Genomic DNA, 16,929 nt, shown 5'->3' with positions numbered 1-16,929 from the left:
GACTTAGTAGATAATTTTACCATGAAAAATATGGATATAATTGGTGCTTTAGTAGGATATGAAATCGAATTTTAGAAAAAGAAAATAGATATAGAATTCGTAAGATAGAAAACGACAGACGAGAGAGGTCGTTATGCCAATGCAGCAACGAATGGAAAAGTGGTTTGAAGCGTGGAAGTTACTTATGCATGATATGGAGCGACAAGGTGCTCAGGTTTGGCCGCTCACCATAGAACCTCCAGCAGCGCTGGAAGAAATCGAAAGCAGAGAGGAAAGTCTCGGAATCAGCTTTCCCGCGACGATCCGGACTATTTTACTATTGGGCAGCAGTCAGGTTCAAATAAATTGGTCGTTGCCATCTCGAGCGTTAGATCCTTTTTCGCTCAGTGGAGATTTAGGATGGTCATTGGATGCGTTTGAGTGGCCGTACTTTGGTGGGGACGAAGAGAGTGAGGACGAGAAAAGGTATCTCTGTTTTCACGTCGGTGGGAATGGCGACATGCTGCTCATCGATTTGTCGACAGGCGTGGATGACCCACCCGTTTATTCTTGGGGGCATGAGACAGACGAATTCCTATTGCTCGGCAAAAGCTTCACAGAGTTCGTAGAGCGAGTCACGGAGCTGGGCTGTATTGGAGCAGAGTGCTGGAATTATGAAGCACTCGCCGGTGCAGATGGGCTCGATGTGGAGGGGCAAGTCGCACAAGAGTGGAAAGAATGGCTGCAAATCTATCGGACGCTAACCTTTGAAGAGGCAGCGCAAGATTTCGAGAAGCTAGTCTTGTTTGCAAAAATGCATGGTGCAGGAGATTCACGTATCCAAGAGGCATTTACCCAGTACGATTGGGAGCCAATTTTGCAAAAATGGGTAACACAAATTGAGCAGGAAACCTCATCGAGTAATCTGCTACTGTGGTGCCAGCTCATTGTCGAGACAGTAGGCAAGAAGGCAGAGAGCTGGGTGCGCTCGCTATGGGAGTCCGGGCCACATTATCAACGGCTAGGATCAAGCCAACGTGCATATCTAACGGCAGCTTGTTTGCCGGAAGAAGAGGGCTTACAGCGAGTTTTGGCTGAAATGGATGAAGTCGTTGCCAGAAAAGAATGTTTGGTAGGATATGCTGCCAACAGTCATTTGCATCACTTTCGCTCCCGAGAAGTCATTTGGTGGATGGAACCACATGTGGCGTACCCGATAGAAGGCTGGGATGAGCTTTTCGCGGTGTCACGTCCACAATGGGAGGATCTGATTCGCTGGCTGGACGGAAATGAAGCACAGCGGCAGATTGCATTAAGTGCTTGGGGAAAAATGCTGACAAGTGGTGAATCGCCTTCCGGTGAAGCGAATTGGCAAGAAATCAATCGGTTGCTGGATGTAGCATACGAGAAAGCCATTCTGCGCAAGGAAAAGGAGCGTGTAGATCGTATTCGCTCTTCCTTGGAAACCGTAAAGCATTAGACGAGGGGGAGAGACAATGAGAAATGTGGTAACCGTATGGGGAACAACCTTGCAATCGGCTGATGAATTAGCGGATTTTCTGACTCCGGTTTACGATGAGGACGGGGAAGTGATACCGTCTGGCTTTTTAACAGCGTCGGGTCTTGAATGGGTAGACGAGGACTTTTTTGAAGTACATGAGGTACAGGATGCAGAGGCAAGAGCAGACTTTTTCATGTATTTGGAAAACGAATATGCGATGAATGCAACTCTCGATCGAAAAGAATGGCCGGAAAAGCTCACAGAGGAAATTGGCAAGTACCCACATGTCATTTTGCTGTATGGAAATGAATCGCGGTACGGACCCATTAACGAAAAATTGTTCGATCTCACTGAGGGCGGGCAAGAAAAAGATTCACCGCTGGTCCTGCTCGCCAAACTTGTATTTGAAACAGAAGAGCGATAAAGAGCAGGGAGAAATACATAAGAGAGGAGAGAAAGATATGGCGTACCATTTCGCAGATTTGTATGATGCGGCTGAACTGGGAGACATCGAGCTTGTAAAAAAGATTGTTACGAAACAGCCGGAATTGTTGCATGAAAAGGATGAGTATGAGTTTTCTGTACTGCATGGCGCAGTGATGACGGACGATGTTAACCTCATAGCGTATTTGGTCGCACAAGGTGCGGATGTTCATGCGAAAAACGATGAGGGGATTACCCCGTTGCATATCGCGCTCTATCCAGAGGTTGCAGAGGCTCTCATCGCGCACGGTGCAGACATACATGCCAGTGCTCATGATGGAAGTACCCCATTGCACACACAGGTATCGGATGGAGAGGAACGTTTGGATGTGGTGGAGTTATTGCTGGCCAAAGGTGCGAATCCTAACAAAAAGGACATGGATGGGCAAACACCATACGATATAGCGCGTGAGAGAGAAGACGAAGAGATGATGGCTCTATTTGAATAGGGGAAAAAGGTAAGCGTCCGTTATGATTCCGGACGCTTTCTTTCTTGCTCGAGTGCTGCGACGCGTTTTTCCAGCTCGTCGAAGGCTTTTTGGTTGGTTGTGGTGCGCTTTACGATAAACAAGCAGCAAGCAATGACAAGTGCGAAAGGCAAGAGGAAGACAAAGAGCTGAAAGAGTAAAGTACCCCATTCGATCGACACAGCGCCAAAATCTAGCATGAGTGATCACTCCAATCATAGGTGGAAATGTGAATCCTTTACCATACAAGCAACAGTGAATTAATCGACACCAACTCCTTGCGTACAGGCACGCATAGGCGACCGCCCACATAAGGATAGAAGTAAGCTATTCCAGACGTGGAGGTGGCAGCCATGTCCAGCATTATCGCGGCGCTTTCCCTTGTTTTTAAAGAACTACTCGTTTTTGTGGCTTATGTCAAGAACAATGCCTTCCCGCAACCGCTTCAGGACACCGAAGAAGAAAAGTACCTCCGACTCATGGCCAAAGGCGACCCTTACGCCCGCAACAAGCTGATTGAGCACAATTTGCGTTTGGTGGCGCATATTGTGAAGAAATTCGAGAACACGGGTGAGGACAGTGAAGATCTGATTTCCATCGGTACCATCGGCCTGATCAAAGCAATCGAGAGTTATCAGGTGGATAAGGGCACCAAGCTGGCTACGTATGCTGCGCGTTGTATTGAGAATGAGATAGTAATGTCAAAAGGGTGTATCAAGAGTTTAGCGCAAGAAAAGGGAACCATTCAGATTCCACCAAAATTGAAAGATACGAACGAAGCCCTTCTTCCTACATAGGACGAGCTCCAGGTCCTGATACTCCACCAACAACTGGCGCTACTCGAAACATTCCTGTCAAAGCAGGGTACTGCTTAAAATCGTATTTCTCATACAGATTCTTACCTTCGTTAGAAGAAAAGAGACCTATAAAAGCTTTATCAGGAGCATTCCGTTTTAGATAGGACATGAGATTGTCCATAATTCTTGTCCCTATCCCCATTTTTTGAAACTCCGGAAGTACAACAATATCTTGAAGGTAAAAATAAATGTACCCATCGCCAATAATTCGGCCCATACCAATTATTTTACTGTCAGAGAGAACAACAACTGCATACAACGAATTTTCAAGTGAGTCTTTGAGTACTTTGAAATTCATCATCTTTTCCCAACCAACTGAAACGCACAATTGATGAAACTCTTCAAGGGTAGGCGTGCGTTCTATAATCTCAAATGACATATAACTCCTCGCTTTCAAATTTTCTATGTTTGAGGATATAACTTCATTTGAGAGACCCCCCTAAATGTTGATTAATGAAAATATTACCATTTTTTTCTTGAACACCTCAAGTATGTGAACTTTCATAAGGAGCAATTTATAATATTTCAAGTTCCTTTACCCATTCTTGGATAAGCTTTTTCAGAAACATCGTTGAAATACTGCATTTAAAACTATACAAGTGATTATCTTCTATATTTTCAAATAGATAATTAATTACATTTGTATATCCGAGGAAAAAAGATCAGATAGTGACTCATAACCAACAGGAAAGCCTATGATTAAAGTTTTTATTCCGTTGCTCAATTCCATTTCGTCAATTTGATAGGCTAGTTTTATCAAAAGAGCACCTTCTTAATGTAAGAATAGCATAGCAAATTCCAATTTTAACAAAATAGTTAATAAAAAAAGCCCTTTAATAAAAGGGCTGGTAAATACGATGAGTATCTGTGTCGAAAACAATATCAACTTTAATGTCAGATGAGTATGCGATGATTTCGTAGCCAAAAAGCTTACAAAAAACATAATGGAAATCACTTGTTTGTTCACTCTGTTCTAACGCAAAAGCGAACATATTCTTCAATTCATGCAGTTTGTGTTTCTTTCCATGAAGGATAATTTCATCAGTAAAGTTACCTGTCACTTCAATCAACATCTAATCATGACCGAGTGCTAATCAGTCGTTACAGCAACAAATGATAACTACCATTTTACAACAATTTGAAGTTAACACAACGGTAAACATGGAAAGTATAGGAAAGTTTCTTATGCTTCCAAGCCTAATTTTTCTACGAGAAAGTCTCCATTTTCTATTGTCAGTATGCGTTTTTCATTCTTGTAATCCCAACCATTTTGTAGAGCATGCTTTACTATTTTAGCGCATGTACCCGGCGTACAAAAATTGGCATACCAACTGATCGCCCAAGAAAATGAGATTAAGACGAATGATGTCTTCGTTCTTGCTGGATAGATAGTAAATCTAATGTTATCGCGGTTAAATGTTTGGTCAATAACACAATGAAATAAAGAACCATCAACTGCCACCTTTTTTACTTCCTTTGTAAACGGCTTAATAGAGTATTCCCCCCTCATAATCAGACAGTATACCATTTGGGGTATTTTACCGAACGCAATGCTTCTGGGAATATGTTCTGAACTAGTAAATACAACACACGATTTGTTAACGGTATCGGTCTTCGAAAATTCGTTTCAGAGCATGAGTTCTTGGTTCAGCGCTATTATCTTGACTCAGTATTTGTAGAGCTTTAAAAGTAGCTTTCTTGTTATAAGCAATACGTTGTCTAACAAAAAATTCGTGATCGCTGGCAAGCTTGATTTGCAACTCTTCTGGAAGCTTATTCTTCGAAGCAACCATGCTTCGAACATTCTCCTCCGGGTGGCTGGCAAGAATGCTAAGAATCTCAACAGGAACCGATTTATTTTGAGCACCCAAAAAGACATTTCTGGATGTTATTGAATTACTTCTTGCCAAACATCCAATGGGGCTTCATCCCAAGCTGCACGAAGATATTCATCAGGATTCTCACTTGTTCTAAGTCTTACAAGTTCTTCGGCGGATCTAATCACATAATCATTCCTCTTATCTGATGGTGTTGGGGTTATCTTACAACAAGGTCAGTCAAAAATCATTAGCTTAACAAAACATTACTTATGGTAGTCAAATGTAAACCCTTGATTTTCCCAAATTCCATCACTCCTAAATACTTTCGCATGGACTTGGCATTTTGTCCCCGTTACTTCGTAAGTGGCATAGACCTGATAGCCGGACCCAAATGGAGTTACAGAAACTATTTTAAAATTTCTTAGCCATTTATCACCAACGGGGACCTTTGATGCTTCATGATCTTCACATTCGTTCCTAATATGTTTCTCAAGTGTCCAACCTTTTCGGATCCAGTGATCGATCGAATTGATGATATCTCTGACCGGTCGATTTGGATGTAAATCTGCTGCATAAGTGTTTGGGGTAATGAACGAAAACAAATAGAAGCCCAGTAGGATAATCAATTTCCGCATCGGAAAGTCACTCCTTCATCAGTAACTTTTCCAACTGCAAGGTAAAATATCAACAAAGTTCATTTAACAAAAGAGATATTATGAATATACTTTTATTTACAATTAGAGAAGTGAAAGGGGAGGAAAAAAAGTGAGAGATGAAAGGGTATTCCACATTACGATAGATGTTTCAAATGTGAAAAGTAACAAGGATTTACATTCATTGCTAAAGAGCTCTTTAAACTTTCCGGATTTTTATGGTATGAATATGTCTGCATTTTGGGATGCCATTACTGGGTTAGTAGAAATGCCAATAAATCTTACTTTCATAGGATGGGATTCATTAAAGGAACTACTCCCTGATGTAACTGCGACTTTTGAGAAAACCCTTGAACAGTATAACGATTATTACCCAAATCATGCTTGCAATGTTACATATAGTTGAATCGTATTAACACAATATTTCGAGTAAAAAGCAGGTGAGCGGCTTGAGCGCAGGATTTGATCTTATATCAGACGTACATCTTGATTTTTGGGTGAAAGTTGAAAATCCTCTACACAAAATGGTGCCTCAAATTAAGAACTTTATTAAAGGAATCTTACCTGATGTTCACCATAAAACGCTTGTCATTGCTGGTGATCTGGGCCATTACAATTGGCAAAATAGAATACTGATTGAAGAGTTGAAACAGATATATGAACACATCCTGATAGTTGCAGGAAACCATGATTACTATCTGCTTAGTGCTAATCAAGAAAAACAGTACAGAGGAAGATCTATTAATCGTGTTATCGAGATGAAAGAAATTTGCAATGCGTTAACCAATGTCCATTATCTTGATGGAGACACAGTAGAGATCGATGGGACTATGTATGGGGGAGTTGGAATGTGGTACGACTTCTCTTATGGGATAAAAGAACTTGGATACTCGGAAGAGGTTTTATATTCCAAATGGTGGGATATAATGAACGACTCCAGACTGATCAAGGGTTTATTGGACAAGACGTTTACAGTTGCAGACGAAGAGAAGAAGAAACTCGATGCTATCATTGAGCCCTCAGATGTAATCATCACACATGTTGGTGGTGATTGGAGCAATGCAGACCGTGATCTGGTTAACTCATTTTATTACTTTGACGGAAGTACTTATTTTTCGAAACTCGACGGCAAAGTTTGGTGCTTTGGGCATACTCACCAACGGTATGATTACGTAGCGAATGGATGTAGGTTTGTAAATGCTGCACTCGGATATCCAGACGAACGCAATGATCAAAAAATATTGCAGATCAAAGTGTAGAAAGAATGCGAGTGCAAAACATTTAAAATTGTGGGAAGGTGATAAGAAATATGCAAGGACATTCTTATTTCTATCACAATCAGTACACCGAAAAGCACGTTCATATTCAAGCGTATGAAATGAGAGCAAAAAAATGGGTAGAGGCAACTCTCTTACAGAGAAGGGATCAGTCGTGGGATGTATTTTTCGATGAGTTAAGTGTATCGGAGTTCAAATCAATATTTAAAGATAATCCCACATACGATGATGACTTTTTAGGCGCTTTTCTCTTTAATGTCCATGATGTAGAGGAAGGTAAAAAAAAGTTTGAAGAATGGATTCGTGAAATTTTAAGCGCTCACCGGGAACAAGAAAAAATTGATTTAACATCGTTATTTCGGTTGTCAAACAACAGAGAACAAAAAAGGAGCCCCCTCCGTGTTGCTGTTCAGAACAAGAAAGAGCAAGAGGAGAAGGGCTTCGAGCAATTATTCCCTCGGCTGCAGTTTTCAGAGACACAGAATGAGTTGAAAGCGAAGTAGATCGAAAGAGCACTCGAGTATTCGCTTGATGAGGTAGAGCGACAGATCATCGAAGAGAAGTATCTCAGCACGTCCAGGGTGAAGGACATCAATGTATATCTGGACTTAGGTCTGACAAAAGACCAGTACTACACAAAAAAGAAAGAGGCAATTATGCAAATTGCTACGGCACTCGGCATATCTGAGTGCCTTTATTAAATTACTGAGACTTATACAAGTAACATAATTACTAACATAGTGGCATTTAAGCAAAGTAATCGTTGAGAATGGGGTATTTATAAACGACCTGCACTTTTCCAAATATGGTAATATGTTTTATAACGAATCCTTCAAGATTCATTTGTCTATCTACAAATATTAGGAGGATCAAATGGCAGAAACGTATAGAATCATAGATAAAGAGAAGATTGACGAATTGGATCTAACTAAACCGGATACTTGTCCTTTTTGTCACCATGGAATAAACCCAGAGATTTTCTTTGGTTATGATTTCGAGAAAGGGTTTAATTGGCACATTAGAGTGGTGTATGCATGCCCAAGAAATAGTTGTCTTGAGATGTTTATTGGTATTTATTCGAAGAATAATTACAATTTATATGATAGAGAAGCCCCAGAGTTTAGGGGATGTACTCCATTTAAATTTAAAGAAGAAGAGTTTAATGAAACGGTGAATGAAATTTCTCCAAACTTTGTTGCTATTTACAACCAAGCAAAACAAGCTGAAGAAAGAGATCTAGATCAGATTTGTGGATTAGGGTATAGGAAGGCATTAGAATTTTTAATTAAAGATTATCTTATTAGTAGATTTCAAGAAGATGCAGATAAAATAAGGGATAATCATAGATTTGACTCCGTAATAGAGCAATATGTTACGGACGAAAAGGTGAAATTTTTGGCCAAGAGAGCTTCTTGGCTCGGGAATGACCACGCTCATTATACTAGAAAGTGGGAAGATAAGGATATATCTGATTTAAAAAGACTTATTAAAACCTCACTTTACTGGATATCAGCTGAGAAAGAGCTCGAATATTATGAAAGGGAAATGCAGGAAGGAAGGAGATGACTTTGTAATATTTGATTGATAGTTGAATAAGCACTTACTAAAACCACAATGGAAGTGGTTTTTCTTTTTGTAAAGCATTATGTCCAAACAATAGACGCTGTTTTGATTAAAAACCCGACAAAAAGCTGGATAAAAACCGGACAAAAAGCTGTCTATCCCTTATCAATGGCGTACCTGAGCGAATCTATGGGTGATGACGAATGTGACCTTACGAGAGGGGGACATTCTGAGCCTGAACGCACCAGTTGCGTCGAGCGTAGCAGGGAACCATGCAATTATTTTCCATTGTATGCATTACAGCGGTTTTCAAGTTTTGGGAACACCTCTCGGAGCTTTGGAAAATCGCTAATTACTCTGCTGGGATTTACCGGACAGGGGACTTCATGCGAGGTGTAAGGCTTCGGCCCCTCGCCCCTTGTCCGGTATCTCTCATATTCGAATACGCCGATCCTGTCCGAAGAGTGCAGATTTACCTGCTGCACCACCTCCTCTAACCTATCTATGACAGCAATAGGTGGGGAGTGTCTCGCGGCGGATGCCCCTGCCGGAGAAAGTGGGACTTTAGTATAGACAATCTACTTTACTTACCTCAAAATGGAATTAGAAGGGGGAATTTCAATGTTACAAGGATATATAACTGTTTACACATCTTGGGCTGGATTAGGTCAATTCATTGATAGTGGCAGTTGTACTGCTAGGTTGGAACAGGAGGGTCCTTGGACTCATCCAATCGTAGTACCAAGAGAAGCGGTAACTAGAGGCGATAACTCTAGTGCAGTAGTTGGTGTGGATCTTAGGGAAATTGCAGGGGAAAAATAAGCACCCACGCGGTGCTTTTTCTTTTGCAAAACAAGATCAATAAGATGAGCTTACTAGACTGACAAATGATTACATAAGTTTACAGTACAGTATTATTCTGCTGCCTAACAAGACCCTTTGATAAAATGGAGACAAGCAAATAAGAAATAAGCCACTCGGAAGGGACTGACCCCCGTCTTTGGACGGGGCTTTTTTATTGGGAGGTTTTCGACAGAATCACGACCGTCTATTGATTAGATGCTTGCAAATGTGATTGTTACAATAACTATATGGAAAATTAGATGAGCAATCAGGGAAGCTGGGTGCTCTTCATTCTTGGTGTAAAACAAACCCAAACAATAGTGGTGATGATCATTTAGTGCGCCAGTTTATTAATACTGGAACCGGAGAAATACTTTATTCGGAAGAAGTGCTACGCCTGTTCAGTTGGTCGCAGCTCAAAGTTCGTTAAGATCAAAGCCAGCCAGTTTTTCAAGAGTAACAATAATTATCCTCTTCACCTATGATGTTATCTAACACATTAGGAATTTTTCAAATGATCAAAATCTCAATCATGTGAAATCAATTCGTTTACGACCTTCTATTGTTTTCTGTCTGAAGTAAAGAAACAGAGGAAAAGCAAATGATAGACCAACCGTTAATGTTGCGGCGATGTAAATCCACCAATGCTTCATGTGATGCTTTCTAACTTCTTGAAAAAGAAATACCCAGAAAATGAAGCATGAGATAAGAAAATCGGTTGCAAAAAACGAAGAAATGTCGTTTGCAAAAAGTTCCGATGTAAAAAGGTTGATATCTAGTCCATTTGCACGAAGGAACGGAATGAAATAACTGTAAGGCAAGACTGCCCCCAAAATTGCCAGTAACAAATATAGGTTTTTCATCCTCAACTTTCCCCCCCTTATTTTTGGAGATATTATACAGTAGGTAAAGAGTCCACTTCAATTCGTTTAGGAGTAAACTCTTTACAATTTAGGGAATTTATATATTGCTCAAAATGCTAAATACTATGGTGAACAATACTGTAGTTTTCATGAAAAGCCCGTTCAGCAATAGCTGCCAATGCAGATAGGGTTTTAGTCAGATCATCTCTGTTGCAATTCCACTTCTCATAGTCACCATTCCCATTCTCATCCATAACAAAGTCTCCGGTAAGCTGGAAGGTTGAAGGAGCCAGAGAAAACAGCCGTGACCAATTTAAACAAATTAAGGTTTTCGTTCATATAATCACAATGCGTACTTAGTCAATGACGAAGAAATCGTCAAAAATCTCTCCGTCAAGATTGAATAGTAGTTTATACCAGCCAAGTTTCTTGTTTTTAAAAATTATTGGAATGTATGAGGCAACGTAATCAAATCCGTATGAGATACCCTCATATGTCATGTTTTCATCCCATCTATCGATGAACATGGCTACTTCTTTTAGCGAAATGGTTAAATCTTCGGTCTTAAAATCAACACCGAATACAGAATGGAATTCCTCTGTGTCTTCACTTTGGTAGCTCCAAAAACTTTTCCAGAACGAATGAATCGACCTAGTTTCGACTTCATGTGTGAGGCACCATTGTTTTAAGAATCCACTGTTCAAAAAATCACGACCTTTGGTAATTTACCTTTAATTTACCACAATAGAATAGTTATTGAAAAAAGCCCTTTCATAAAAGGGCCCGTAAATAAGAGGAGTATCTGTACCGAAAACAACATCAACCTGAATACCAGATGAGTGAGGGTTGAGTGGAAATCTTGCCGCCCTGGTAAACTGCGAATGCATGCTTACTGGAGATTGGTTGGGTGTGGATTTTGATGCCCGTATTTAATTTCCGAAAAAATGTTATTTGGTGCCAAGCGCTCCGTATGCGGTATTCGATTCTCAAGAATATCAATTAACCGCTGAATGTCTTCTTTCGTTGCAGGTTGCTTTTCCAATTTTAGTTGATATCCTAAATTCCCACTAACCTCAATTGTAGCCCATTCAACGTCAGAGAAATTTGAGATTCCAGCTTGTCGTAGTCTCATTTCAAGCTTGTCAGCTGTTAGCCTGAGTTTGCGCATGTTACTTTCAACCAATTGCCCATTTTCAATTACAATTACTGCCTTGCCCGTAATAAAAGTTTCGAATCCATTAGATTGAATCTCTAGGAATTCCATCAATATCATGACCACGACCAAGACTGCTGCTAATAGAAAAGTAGGCCAGTAACCATTACCAGTAATAGGTTGGATGATCAATGTACCAAGCCCGATCATCACAATTACTTGGGCCATCGTCATTTGAGAAATTGATTTTCTACCAGCAATTCGCAGTAGAAGGGTACCGAGTACAATTACACCTACAGATTCCCATATAAGAGTCCAACTCATGTGAATACCTCCGCATTCATGATGGTATAGGTTGCCCAATTGGCAGGAAAAGTTTACAAACACATCATTTGTTAAATGGGGAGGAGAGACGATGCAAATATGTAGTAAGGAGATGACTAGGCAAGACAACAATCGATGTGCGAAACGATAGTGGTAGACAATGAAAAAGGCGCTAAGGCATTTATACGCTTAGCGCCATGGGGATTGGTTATTTCAGTACATTCAAAGCACGACGTAGTTTCTTTGCAAACTCTATGGGTGGCTCAACAGATTCAATATGCAAATACATGAGACGTGGCTTATCAAAGAGCCAGTGGTTGTGTAGGGCAGAAACGATAAACCCTTCTTTACGAACAGCGTCAATAAACTTTTGGACTTCGGTTTGCAGGAGTGTAAATTCACCTGTATTCAAGGTGTTGCCTTCTTTGTCGAGGGATTCAATGGTAATTTCGTGCTCTGTATCATATGGCTTGCCCAAGATTGTTGCATTGAGGTTACGCTGAATCGTGATAGAACAGGTATCATTTGACATGCCTGTCCCACCCAGAATTTTGGCTATACGATCGCATAAACTTTTCGGTATCTTCAAGTGTGATCCTCCTTTTCTTGTTTTCATACATTCTATGTAGAACAGAATAAGAGGTTCTGGACAGGGTGAAAAAAGGGTGCATGTACAAGTGAAAGGATAATAGCAATGAGATTACTACAAATGATTACACAACGGACAAATTGCTCGTCGTATGCGAAAAGTGGCTTATGACACACTAAAAAATAAGATAGCCACCACCTAACTAACTTTTGACAGGTGTAAGGCTATCTTTTTTATGTTTTGAACTGCCACTGTCATTGGTGCTTGCTCTTTCACGTCCACGTAACAGAAGGCAATATGGGTGGAATATAGCGATGTTGAATTCAGTGCAGGTTGGATGATGATGAGCGAAGACCTGAATGTAATCTACACCAAGACATTAAAATATGAGTAGAGTCTGGGGAGCGTACGAATTTAATTTAACATTAATTCTACCACCAAGGACGCTCGCTCAAGGCAATGATATATTTCACATTGGGGTCAACTCTTATTGCGTCTTGGGAAGAAACATGTATTCTAATTTTTTCGCCAGCGGGCAAATATACATACCAGGTTTCGCGTCCAGTATCTTTAAACACTTGATGTACTGGACCACCAACACTCATATCACGAATCTGATAGTCTAGGCTGCGATTTTGATAGGTGTCGAAATTAATATAAAATGCTTTTGCTTGGCCTGTGTCGTTTGTCCATTGAAAATAGTCATGATCCATTGGTCTTTCAAAATCTGGATATGATTTGTAAAAAGTACCTTCAAAACTATCACCAATTCCTTGAAAATAATTCGGTGAGTCAAAACTATCAGGCTCTCTGGCATCACCCATAGCGAATGCTGAAGATGACATGGAAAGTAGGCAAGTCGTAAGTCCAAGCGTTGAAATCAGTTTCTTTAATTTCATAAATGTAACCTCCTGAAATTTGGTAAGTACCTTTGTAGTTACTGGTGATTGCTGTCTCTCCTGTACAAATGCAGGTACTGCTGAAGTCAAAAGTGCCAGTGTTGCTAAACTAGTCAGAAACTATTCCATCGAAAAACACTCCTTCTTATTCTCATTTCTACCTGCCCTCAGATGAGAAGCAAGCTAACGGGAGAGTGGACTTGGTAGTCGACATTCAAATGTTATCAGTAATGCATATTTTCCATCTTTTCCCATTTATTTCAAAAACATCATATCATGCGACTTTAAATAATACAACTGTATTGTTTGGTTTTATTATGGGATTGTTTTCGGCACGGGTCTCCACCTCGAGCCAAACCTTACTCTAAGGGGGCAGGACCAACCTAACGATTATGAGAATACACCGATCCTGTCACAAGTGTGCAGATTTACCTTCTGCACCACCTCTTATAACCTGTGATCGCAATTGGTATAAGGATTGGCTTGCGGGAAAGAACTCTGCCCAAATATTGGCTATCCTTGGGAGGGATGTAACTTTATTCAAAAACAGTTCGTCAAACAAATGTATTTGCAAACACCCGATAAACGTTTGCCCCACTGAGGAGGTAACAAATCCATGAAAAAGGTTGTGTTCATCGCTGCAATGACAGCCGTTCTGTCTGTCGGGCAGATCGCCTATCCCATTCAAGAGGTAGGAGCGGCAACGGCGGCCTCTTATCGCATTTCCTACAAAATGCCCACGGTCAATATGCTGGAAGAAAAAGAAGTTTTTCATTCTCTCCTAAAAGATGCGCTTAAGATCAAAAATCCGCATCCGGCCAGCATCCTGGACAAAAACAGAAAAAGTCTCACGGAAATTGTCGGCGATCTTAACGGTACAGACACGCCGCGCGGTTTCATGATCGATGAATTCGTCGTTTCTAAAAACGGGTATTTGTTTGCCCTGTACAATGAGATCGGGATACTAGATCCCGTCTATCCCCAAGGTTACGATCCGGCCGCCATCAGCAAGCAAATATTGGAGCAGGAAGCATCTGGTCAATGGGGAGGCGATCTACGGCGAAAGCGGGGAGAGATGGAACTAAAAGCACGGATAGACGCACTTGTCCAAGCGGGGTACGTACAGCCTGAGGAACTGAAAGACCAACAGCTTACGAAGCAATTTGTTGCGGAGACGTTGTACCGCATGTACAAAAAAGTTAGGCCTTTTAAAGGGAGTGTAGCTCCCAAGGACAGCCAAAGTGAAGCAGTCCGTTGGGCAGTAGAGGTGGGAGTACCGGAATTCCAGGTCGATGCAAAAGGGTATGTGTATCCGCAATCGCAGCCGTTCTACACAAATTCGCTCGACTTCATCCAGCTGTTTTTGCCGAGTAAAAAAACAGCGGCTGGATGGGAGTATTTTCAATACGAAGTCAATCAAGACATGCTGCTAGAGGCCGTGCACAACTATTCGGGCCAATTATTGTATGTAAACAACAAGCCGTTGTCCTCCCATCCCAACTATGTGATTCTGTCTAAACTTCCAGAGACGAAGAAGGCCGAAACGCAGCTTAGCGCCTCTCTTGAACCTAAAGTAATGGAGATGGTGGAGCAAGTCCGGCAAGAAGTCCAAAAACCGCGCGTGTGGGACTGGCGAACAGACGTAATCCGGCATCCTTCCTTTACCAAACTTGTGAGCGAGTACCGGAAAACGAAGAGCCAAAAAGCGCTGAATCAGGTCTATCAATCAGTCAAGGCGCGCTATAATTTATTCGATCGGCAGGACTCGCTGCAGGTCATAAAAAGCGTCCTGGATCATATTCGGTGAGTTTTCGACAACACTACACCATCATCAAACAAAAGCACCCGTGTGGTGCTTTTTTCGTGTTTCCTCACTACTTTTGACAAGCCGTTCGCGCATATCTTCTCGACAGGAGGGGATGAACGGTGCATGTAAAGATTATACCGGGTATTGCTACTGACAGTATTCGTTCCGCCTGTTATCAGTATTTATTAGGAAAATACAGGAGGGAGAAGCCGTATGATCGGAATATATGCCAGGGTGAGTACAGAGGAACAAGCCAAGAGCGGATTCAGCCTCGACGATCAGTTAAGGGAATGCAGGAAGAAAGCAGCGACGAGTGAAGCTGCTGAATATGTTGACGATGTATCAGGCGAGTTCTTAGATCGACCGGCTCTCTCAAGGCTTAGACGAGATGCGAAGGAAGGACTCATTACGAAGATCGTTTGTCTGGATCCCGACCGTTTATCACGCAAGCTTATGAACCAGCTGCTCATTACAGATGAATTTGATAAACGCGGGATAGAGCTCGTATTCGTTAATGGCGAATACGCCAAGACTCCAGAAGGACAGCTCTTTTATAGCATGCGTGGAGCTATTGCAGAATTCGAAAAAGCGAAAATCAATGAACGAATGAGTCGTGGAAGAAGAGAAAAGGCAAGACAGGGCCGTGTTCTCCGTGACTTTCAAATATATGGATACAGCTATGATTCCAAGAAGGAACAGATCGTAATAAATGAAGCAGAGGCAGCAGTAGTGCGACTCGTATTTGATCTGTTTACTCAGCCCAACGAGCTCGTTCATGGAATGAATGGGATAGCTGTTTATTTAACCAATAAAGGGGTTCCTACCAAGCGTGGTGCTAGTGTATGGCATCGTCAGGTGGTGCGACAGATGCTGATGAACGAGGCGTACGTGGGGAGATTTTATCAAAATAAGTGGAATACGGAAGGAATGCTGGGTAATCAGTTTCGCGAGCCAGATGAGAAAGTCCGTATGAAAATGCGCCCAAAAGATGAGTGGATATCATTGCCCTGCCCATCTATCATTGACGAAGTAAAATTTGAACATGCCCAGCGATTGCTAAAGGAATCCAGAAGGAGATGGGCAGGCCGGAGCTTCAACGAGTACCTCTTAAGTGGCCTAGTACGGTGTGGGTCCTGTGGTAATACGATGTCAGGAAGAAAAGTGAAAAACTGGAGCCAATATGTATTTGAGTATACTGACGTTAAGAATACAGCAGGTGCAAAAAATAAGGGATGCGGTCGCCGTGTAAGATGTGAGCAATTGGACAATCAGGTTTGGGAAACGGTACGTTCATGGTTGAACAATCCAGATGAGATAGCGATAGCGGTTGAAGAAAAGGTGGAGACTCCATTTGAGCAAGTAGAGCTGGAACGTTTGCAAAAGGAACTCGAAAAAACGAAAGCAGGACGCAAAAGATTGCTCAAATTGTTTGCATCCGTTGAAGAAGACATAAGCGAAGAAGATATACGGCAAGGGTTAAAAGAGCTGAAGGAAAAGGCAGATAAACTGAATCAGCGCTTGAACGAGCTACATGAACAAGCGAAACGACAGATCGATAACGAATATAACCGCAACTTGATCCAGGAAGCTGCTGACTATTATTTATCAAAAGCACAGGATGAACTTTCGTTTGAGGATAAGAAAGAGCTGATCCGTCATGTAGTAAGGGAAGTTAGAGTTTATGAGGAGAGCGTGGAGATATACACGTTCTAAATCCGTTTATGCACTTCTTTTGACATTTAGATTGAAATCCTCATGCATCTAAGAAGTCTGAAAAAAACCAAAAAAGATGTTTCCTTGCACGACCCAATCGGGACGGATAAAGAAGGGAATGAAATCACCTTAATTGAC

General features: G+C 41.4%; 20 protein-coding genes and 2 pseudogenes. 12 read left to right on the top strand and 10 right to left on the bottom strand.

The features are described from left to right. Nucleotides 1–133 precede the first annotated feature (133 nt). Genes ODZ53_RS14930 through ODZ53_RS14920 form a run of 3 tightly spaced genes read left to right on the top strand, consistent with a single transcriptional unit; the run spans nt 134 to nt 2,412 of the window. A complete protein-coding gene (locus tag ODZ53_RS14930) occupies nt 134–1,459 on the top strand; it encodes an SMI1/KNR4 family protein (RefSeq protein ID WP_372678003.1) in 1,326 nt (441 codons plus the stop codon). Between the two features lie 16 nt (nt 1,460–1,475). Continuing rightward, nucleotides 1,476–1,904 carry an immunity 22 family protein gene (locus tag ODZ53_RS14925; RefSeq protein ID WP_012685631.1) on the top strand — a complete coding sequence of 143 codons (429 nt, stop codon included), beginning with the start codon at nt 1,476–1,478 and terminating at the stop codon, nt 1,902–1,904. 37 nt (nt 1,905–1,941) lie between these two features. Next, the gene (locus ODZ53_RS14920; RefSeq protein ID WP_372678001.1) at nt 1,942–2,412 is read left to right on the top strand and encodes an ankyrin repeat domain-containing protein; all 471 of its coding nucleotides are present in this window, start codon (nt 1,942–1,944) and stop codon (nt 2,410–2,412) included. Nucleotides 2,413–2,432: 20 nt separating this feature from the next. Here ODZ53_RS14920 and ODZ53_RS14915 read toward each other — a convergent pair whose 3' ends face one another. Continuing rightward, a complete protein-coding gene (locus ODZ53_RS14915; protein ID WP_234127618.1) occupies nt 2,433–2,630 on the bottom strand; it encodes a hypothetical protein in 198 nt (65 codons plus the stop codon). A gap of 153 nt (nt 2,631–2,783) precedes the next feature. Between ODZ53_RS14915 and ODZ53_RS14910 the strand changes: the two are divergent. Further along, a pseudogene (locus ODZ53_RS14910) lies at nt 2,784–3,132 on the top strand (sigma-70 family RNA polymerase sigma factor); the annotation flags it as partial. Between the two features lie 87 nt (nt 3,133–3,219). On the opposite strand, the gene ODZ53_RS14905 reads toward ODZ53_RS14910, so the two are convergent. From ODZ53_RS14905 to ODZ53_RS14890, 4 genes are all read right to left on the bottom strand, one after another. Continuing rightward, nucleotides 3,220–3,666 carry a GNAT family N-acetyltransferase gene (locus tag ODZ53_RS14905; protein WP_372677999.1) on the bottom strand — a complete coding sequence of 149 codons (447 nt, stop codon included), beginning with the start codon at nt 3,664–3,666 and terminating at the stop codon, nt 3,220–3,222. A gap of 804 nt (nt 3,667–4,470) precedes the next feature. Next, on the bottom strand, nt 4,471–4,749 hold the full coding sequence (locus ODZ53_RS14900) for a hypothetical protein (protein ID WP_372677997.1): 279 nt from the start codon (nt 4,747–4,749) through the stop codon (nt 4,471–4,473). A gap of 136 nt (nt 4,750–4,885) precedes the next feature. Next, complete coding sequence (locus ODZ53_RS14895; protein ID WP_372677995.1) at nt 4,886–5,197, bottom strand: hypothetical protein; 312 nt, start codon at nt 5,195–5,197, stop codon at nt 4,886–4,888. A gap of 173 nt (nt 5,198–5,370) precedes the next feature. Then, on the bottom strand, nt 5,371–5,742 hold the full coding sequence (locus ODZ53_RS14890) for a hypothetical protein (RefSeq protein ID WP_372677993.1): 372 nt from the start codon (nt 5,740–5,742) through the stop codon (nt 5,371–5,373). 130 nt (nt 5,743–5,872) lie between these two features. Between ODZ53_RS14890 and ODZ53_RS14885 the strand changes: the two genes are divergently transcribed. The 5 genes from ODZ53_RS14885 to ODZ53_RS14865 all read left to right on the top strand — a co-directional run bounded on the left by ODZ53_RS14885 (nt 5,873) and on the right by ODZ53_RS14865 (nt 8,603). Further along, nucleotides 5,873–6,166 carry a barstar family protein gene (locus tag ODZ53_RS14885; RefSeq protein ID WP_372677991.1) on the top strand — a complete coding sequence of 98 codons (294 nt, stop codon included), beginning with the start codon at nt 5,873–5,875 and terminating at the stop codon, nt 6,164–6,166. A gap of 43 nt (nt 6,167–6,209) precedes the next feature. Next, the gene (locus tag ODZ53_RS14880; protein WP_372677989.1) at nt 6,210–7,019 is read left to right on the top strand and encodes a metallophosphoesterase family protein; all 810 of its coding nucleotides are present in this window, start codon (nt 6,210–6,212) and stop codon (nt 7,017–7,019) included. 119 nt (nt 7,020–7,138) lie between these two features. Next, nucleotides 7,139–7,540: a hypothetical protein gene (locus tag ODZ53_RS14875; protein ID WP_372677987.1), complete on the top strand. Its 402-nt coding sequence runs from the start codon at nt 7,139–7,141 to the stop codon at nt 7,538–7,540. Next, a complete protein-coding gene (locus tag ODZ53_RS14870; protein WP_372678372.1) occupies nt 7,541–7,738 on the top strand; it encodes an ArpU family phage packaging/lysis transcriptional regulator in 198 nt (65 codons plus the stop codon). 172 nt (nt 7,739–7,910) lie between these two features. Next, nucleotides 7,911–8,603 (top strand): DUF4145 domain-containing protein, encoded by a 693-nt coding sequence (locus ODZ53_RS14865; protein WP_372677985.1) that lies wholly within the window; start codon nt 7,911–7,913, stop codon nt 8,601–8,603. A gap of 1,370 nt (nt 8,604–9,973) precedes the next feature. Here ODZ53_RS14865 and ODZ53_RS14860 read toward each other — a convergent pair. The 5 genes from ODZ53_RS14860 to ODZ53_RS14840 form a co-directional block, all read right to left on the bottom strand. Continuing rightward, on the bottom strand, nt 9,974–10,306 hold the full coding sequence (locus ODZ53_RS14860; RefSeq protein ID WP_372677983.1) for a DUF2834 domain-containing protein: 333 nt from the start codon (nt 10,304–10,306) through the stop codon (nt 9,974–9,976). Nucleotides 10,307–10,662: 356 nt separating this feature from the next. Next, nucleotides 10,663–11,010: a hypothetical protein gene (locus ODZ53_RS14855; protein ID WP_372677981.1), complete on the bottom strand. Its 348-nt coding sequence runs from the start codon at nt 11,008–11,010 to the stop codon at nt 10,663–10,665. 185 nt (nt 11,011–11,195) lie between these two features. Beyond that, nucleotides 11,196–11,783, bottom strand: coding sequence for a DUF421 domain-containing protein (locus tag ODZ53_RS14850; protein WP_372677979.1), 588 nt, complete (start codon nt 11,781–11,783; stop codon nt 11,196–11,198). 208 nt (nt 11,784–11,991) lie between these two features. Further along, complete coding sequence (locus ODZ53_RS14845) at nt 11,992–12,372, bottom strand: DUF1259 domain-containing protein (RefSeq protein WP_012685641.1); 381 nt, start codon at nt 12,370–12,372, stop codon at nt 11,992–11,994. Nucleotides 12,373–12,803: 431 nt separating this feature from the next. Next, the gene (locus tag ODZ53_RS14840; RefSeq protein WP_372677977.1) at nt 12,804–13,271 is read right to left on the bottom strand and encodes a hypothetical protein; all 468 of its coding nucleotides are present in this window, start codon (nt 13,269–13,271) and stop codon (nt 12,804–12,806) included. A 616-nt stretch (nt 13,272–13,887) separates the two neighbouring features. On the opposite strand from ODZ53_RS14840, the gene ODZ53_RS14835 reads away from it, so the two are divergent. The 3 genes and pseudogenes from ODZ53_RS14835 to ODZ53_RS14825 all read left to right on the top strand — a co-directional run. Further along, entirely contained in the window at nt 13,888–15,078 is a 1,191-nt protein-coding gene (locus ODZ53_RS14835; RefSeq protein WP_372677975.1) for a hypothetical protein, read from the top strand. Nucleotides 15,079–15,291: 213 nt separating this feature from the next. Further along, nucleotides 15,292–16,791, top strand: coding sequence for a recombinase family protein (locus ODZ53_RS14830; RefSeq protein ID WP_372677973.1), 1,500 nt, complete (start codon nt 15,292–15,294; stop codon nt 16,789–16,791). Nucleotides 16,792–16,824: 33 nt separating this feature from the next. Further along, nucleotides 16,825–16,929: pseudogene (locus tag ODZ53_RS14825) on the top strand (RNA polymerase subunit sigma-70); the annotation flags it as partial.

The sequence above is a fragment of the Brevibacillus sp. BD137 genome (assembly GCF_041644655.1).
GTDB lineage: Bacteria > Bacillota > Bacilli > Brevibacillales > Brevibacillaceae > Brevibacillus > Brevibacillus brevis_D.
The sequence above is the reverse complement of the archived record's forward strand: the minus strand, read 5'-3'. Positions and strand labels throughout refer to the sequence as shown.

Excerpts from the sequence above, each read along its gene's own strand:
- ODZ53_RS14850 (WP_372677979.1), bottom strand. The coding sequence starts at position 11,783 with ATGAGTTGGACTCTTATATGGGAATCTGTAGGTGTAATTGTACTCGGT.
- ODZ53_RS14930 (WP_372678003.1), top strand. The coding sequence starts at position 134 with ATGCCAATGCAGCAACGAATGGAAAAGTGGTTTGAAGCGTGGAAGTTA.
- ODZ53_RS14905 (WP_372677999.1), bottom strand. The coding sequence starts at position 3,666 with ATGTCATTTGAGATTATAGAACGCACGCCTACCCTTGAAGAGTTTCAT.
- ODZ53_RS14875 (WP_372677987.1), top strand. The coding sequence starts at position 7,139 with ATGAGAGCAAAAAAATGGGTAGAGGCAACTCTCTTACAGAGAAGGGAT.
- ODZ53_RS14840 (WP_372677977.1), bottom strand. The coding sequence starts at position 13,271 with ATGAAATTAAAGAAACTGATTTCAACGCTTGGACTTACGACTTGCCTA.
- ODZ53_RS14890 (WP_372677993.1), bottom strand. The coding sequence starts at position 5,742 with ATGCGGAAATTGATTATCCTACTGGGCTTCTATTTGTTTTCGTTCATT.
- ODZ53_RS14835 (WP_372677975.1), top strand. The coding sequence starts at position 13,888 with ATGAAAAAGGTTGTGTTCATCGCTGCAATGACAGCCGTTCTGTCTGTC.
- ODZ53_RS14920 (WP_372678001.1), top strand. The coding sequence starts at position 1,942 with ATGGCGTACCATTTCGCAGATTTGTATGATGCGGCTGAACTGGGAGAC.
- ODZ53_RS14860 (WP_372677983.1), bottom strand. The coding sequence starts at position 10,306 with ATGAAAAACCTATATTTGTTACTGGCAATTTTGGGGGCAGTCTTGCCT.
- ODZ53_RS14915 (WP_234127618.1), bottom strand. The coding sequence starts at position 2,630 with ATGCTAGATTTTGGCGCTGTGTCGATCGAATGGGGTACTTTACTCTTT.
- ODZ53_RS14925 (WP_012685631.1), top strand. The coding sequence starts at position 1,476 with ATGAGAAATGTGGTAACCGTATGGGGAACAACCTTGCAATCGGCTGAT.
- ODZ53_RS14865 (WP_372677985.1), top strand. The coding sequence starts at position 7,911 with ATGGCAGAAACGTATAGAATCATAGATAAAGAGAAGATTGACGAATTG.
- ODZ53_RS14830 (WP_372677973.1), top strand. The coding sequence starts at position 15,292 with ATGATCGGAATATATGCCAGGGTGAGTACAGAGGAACAAGCCAAGAGC.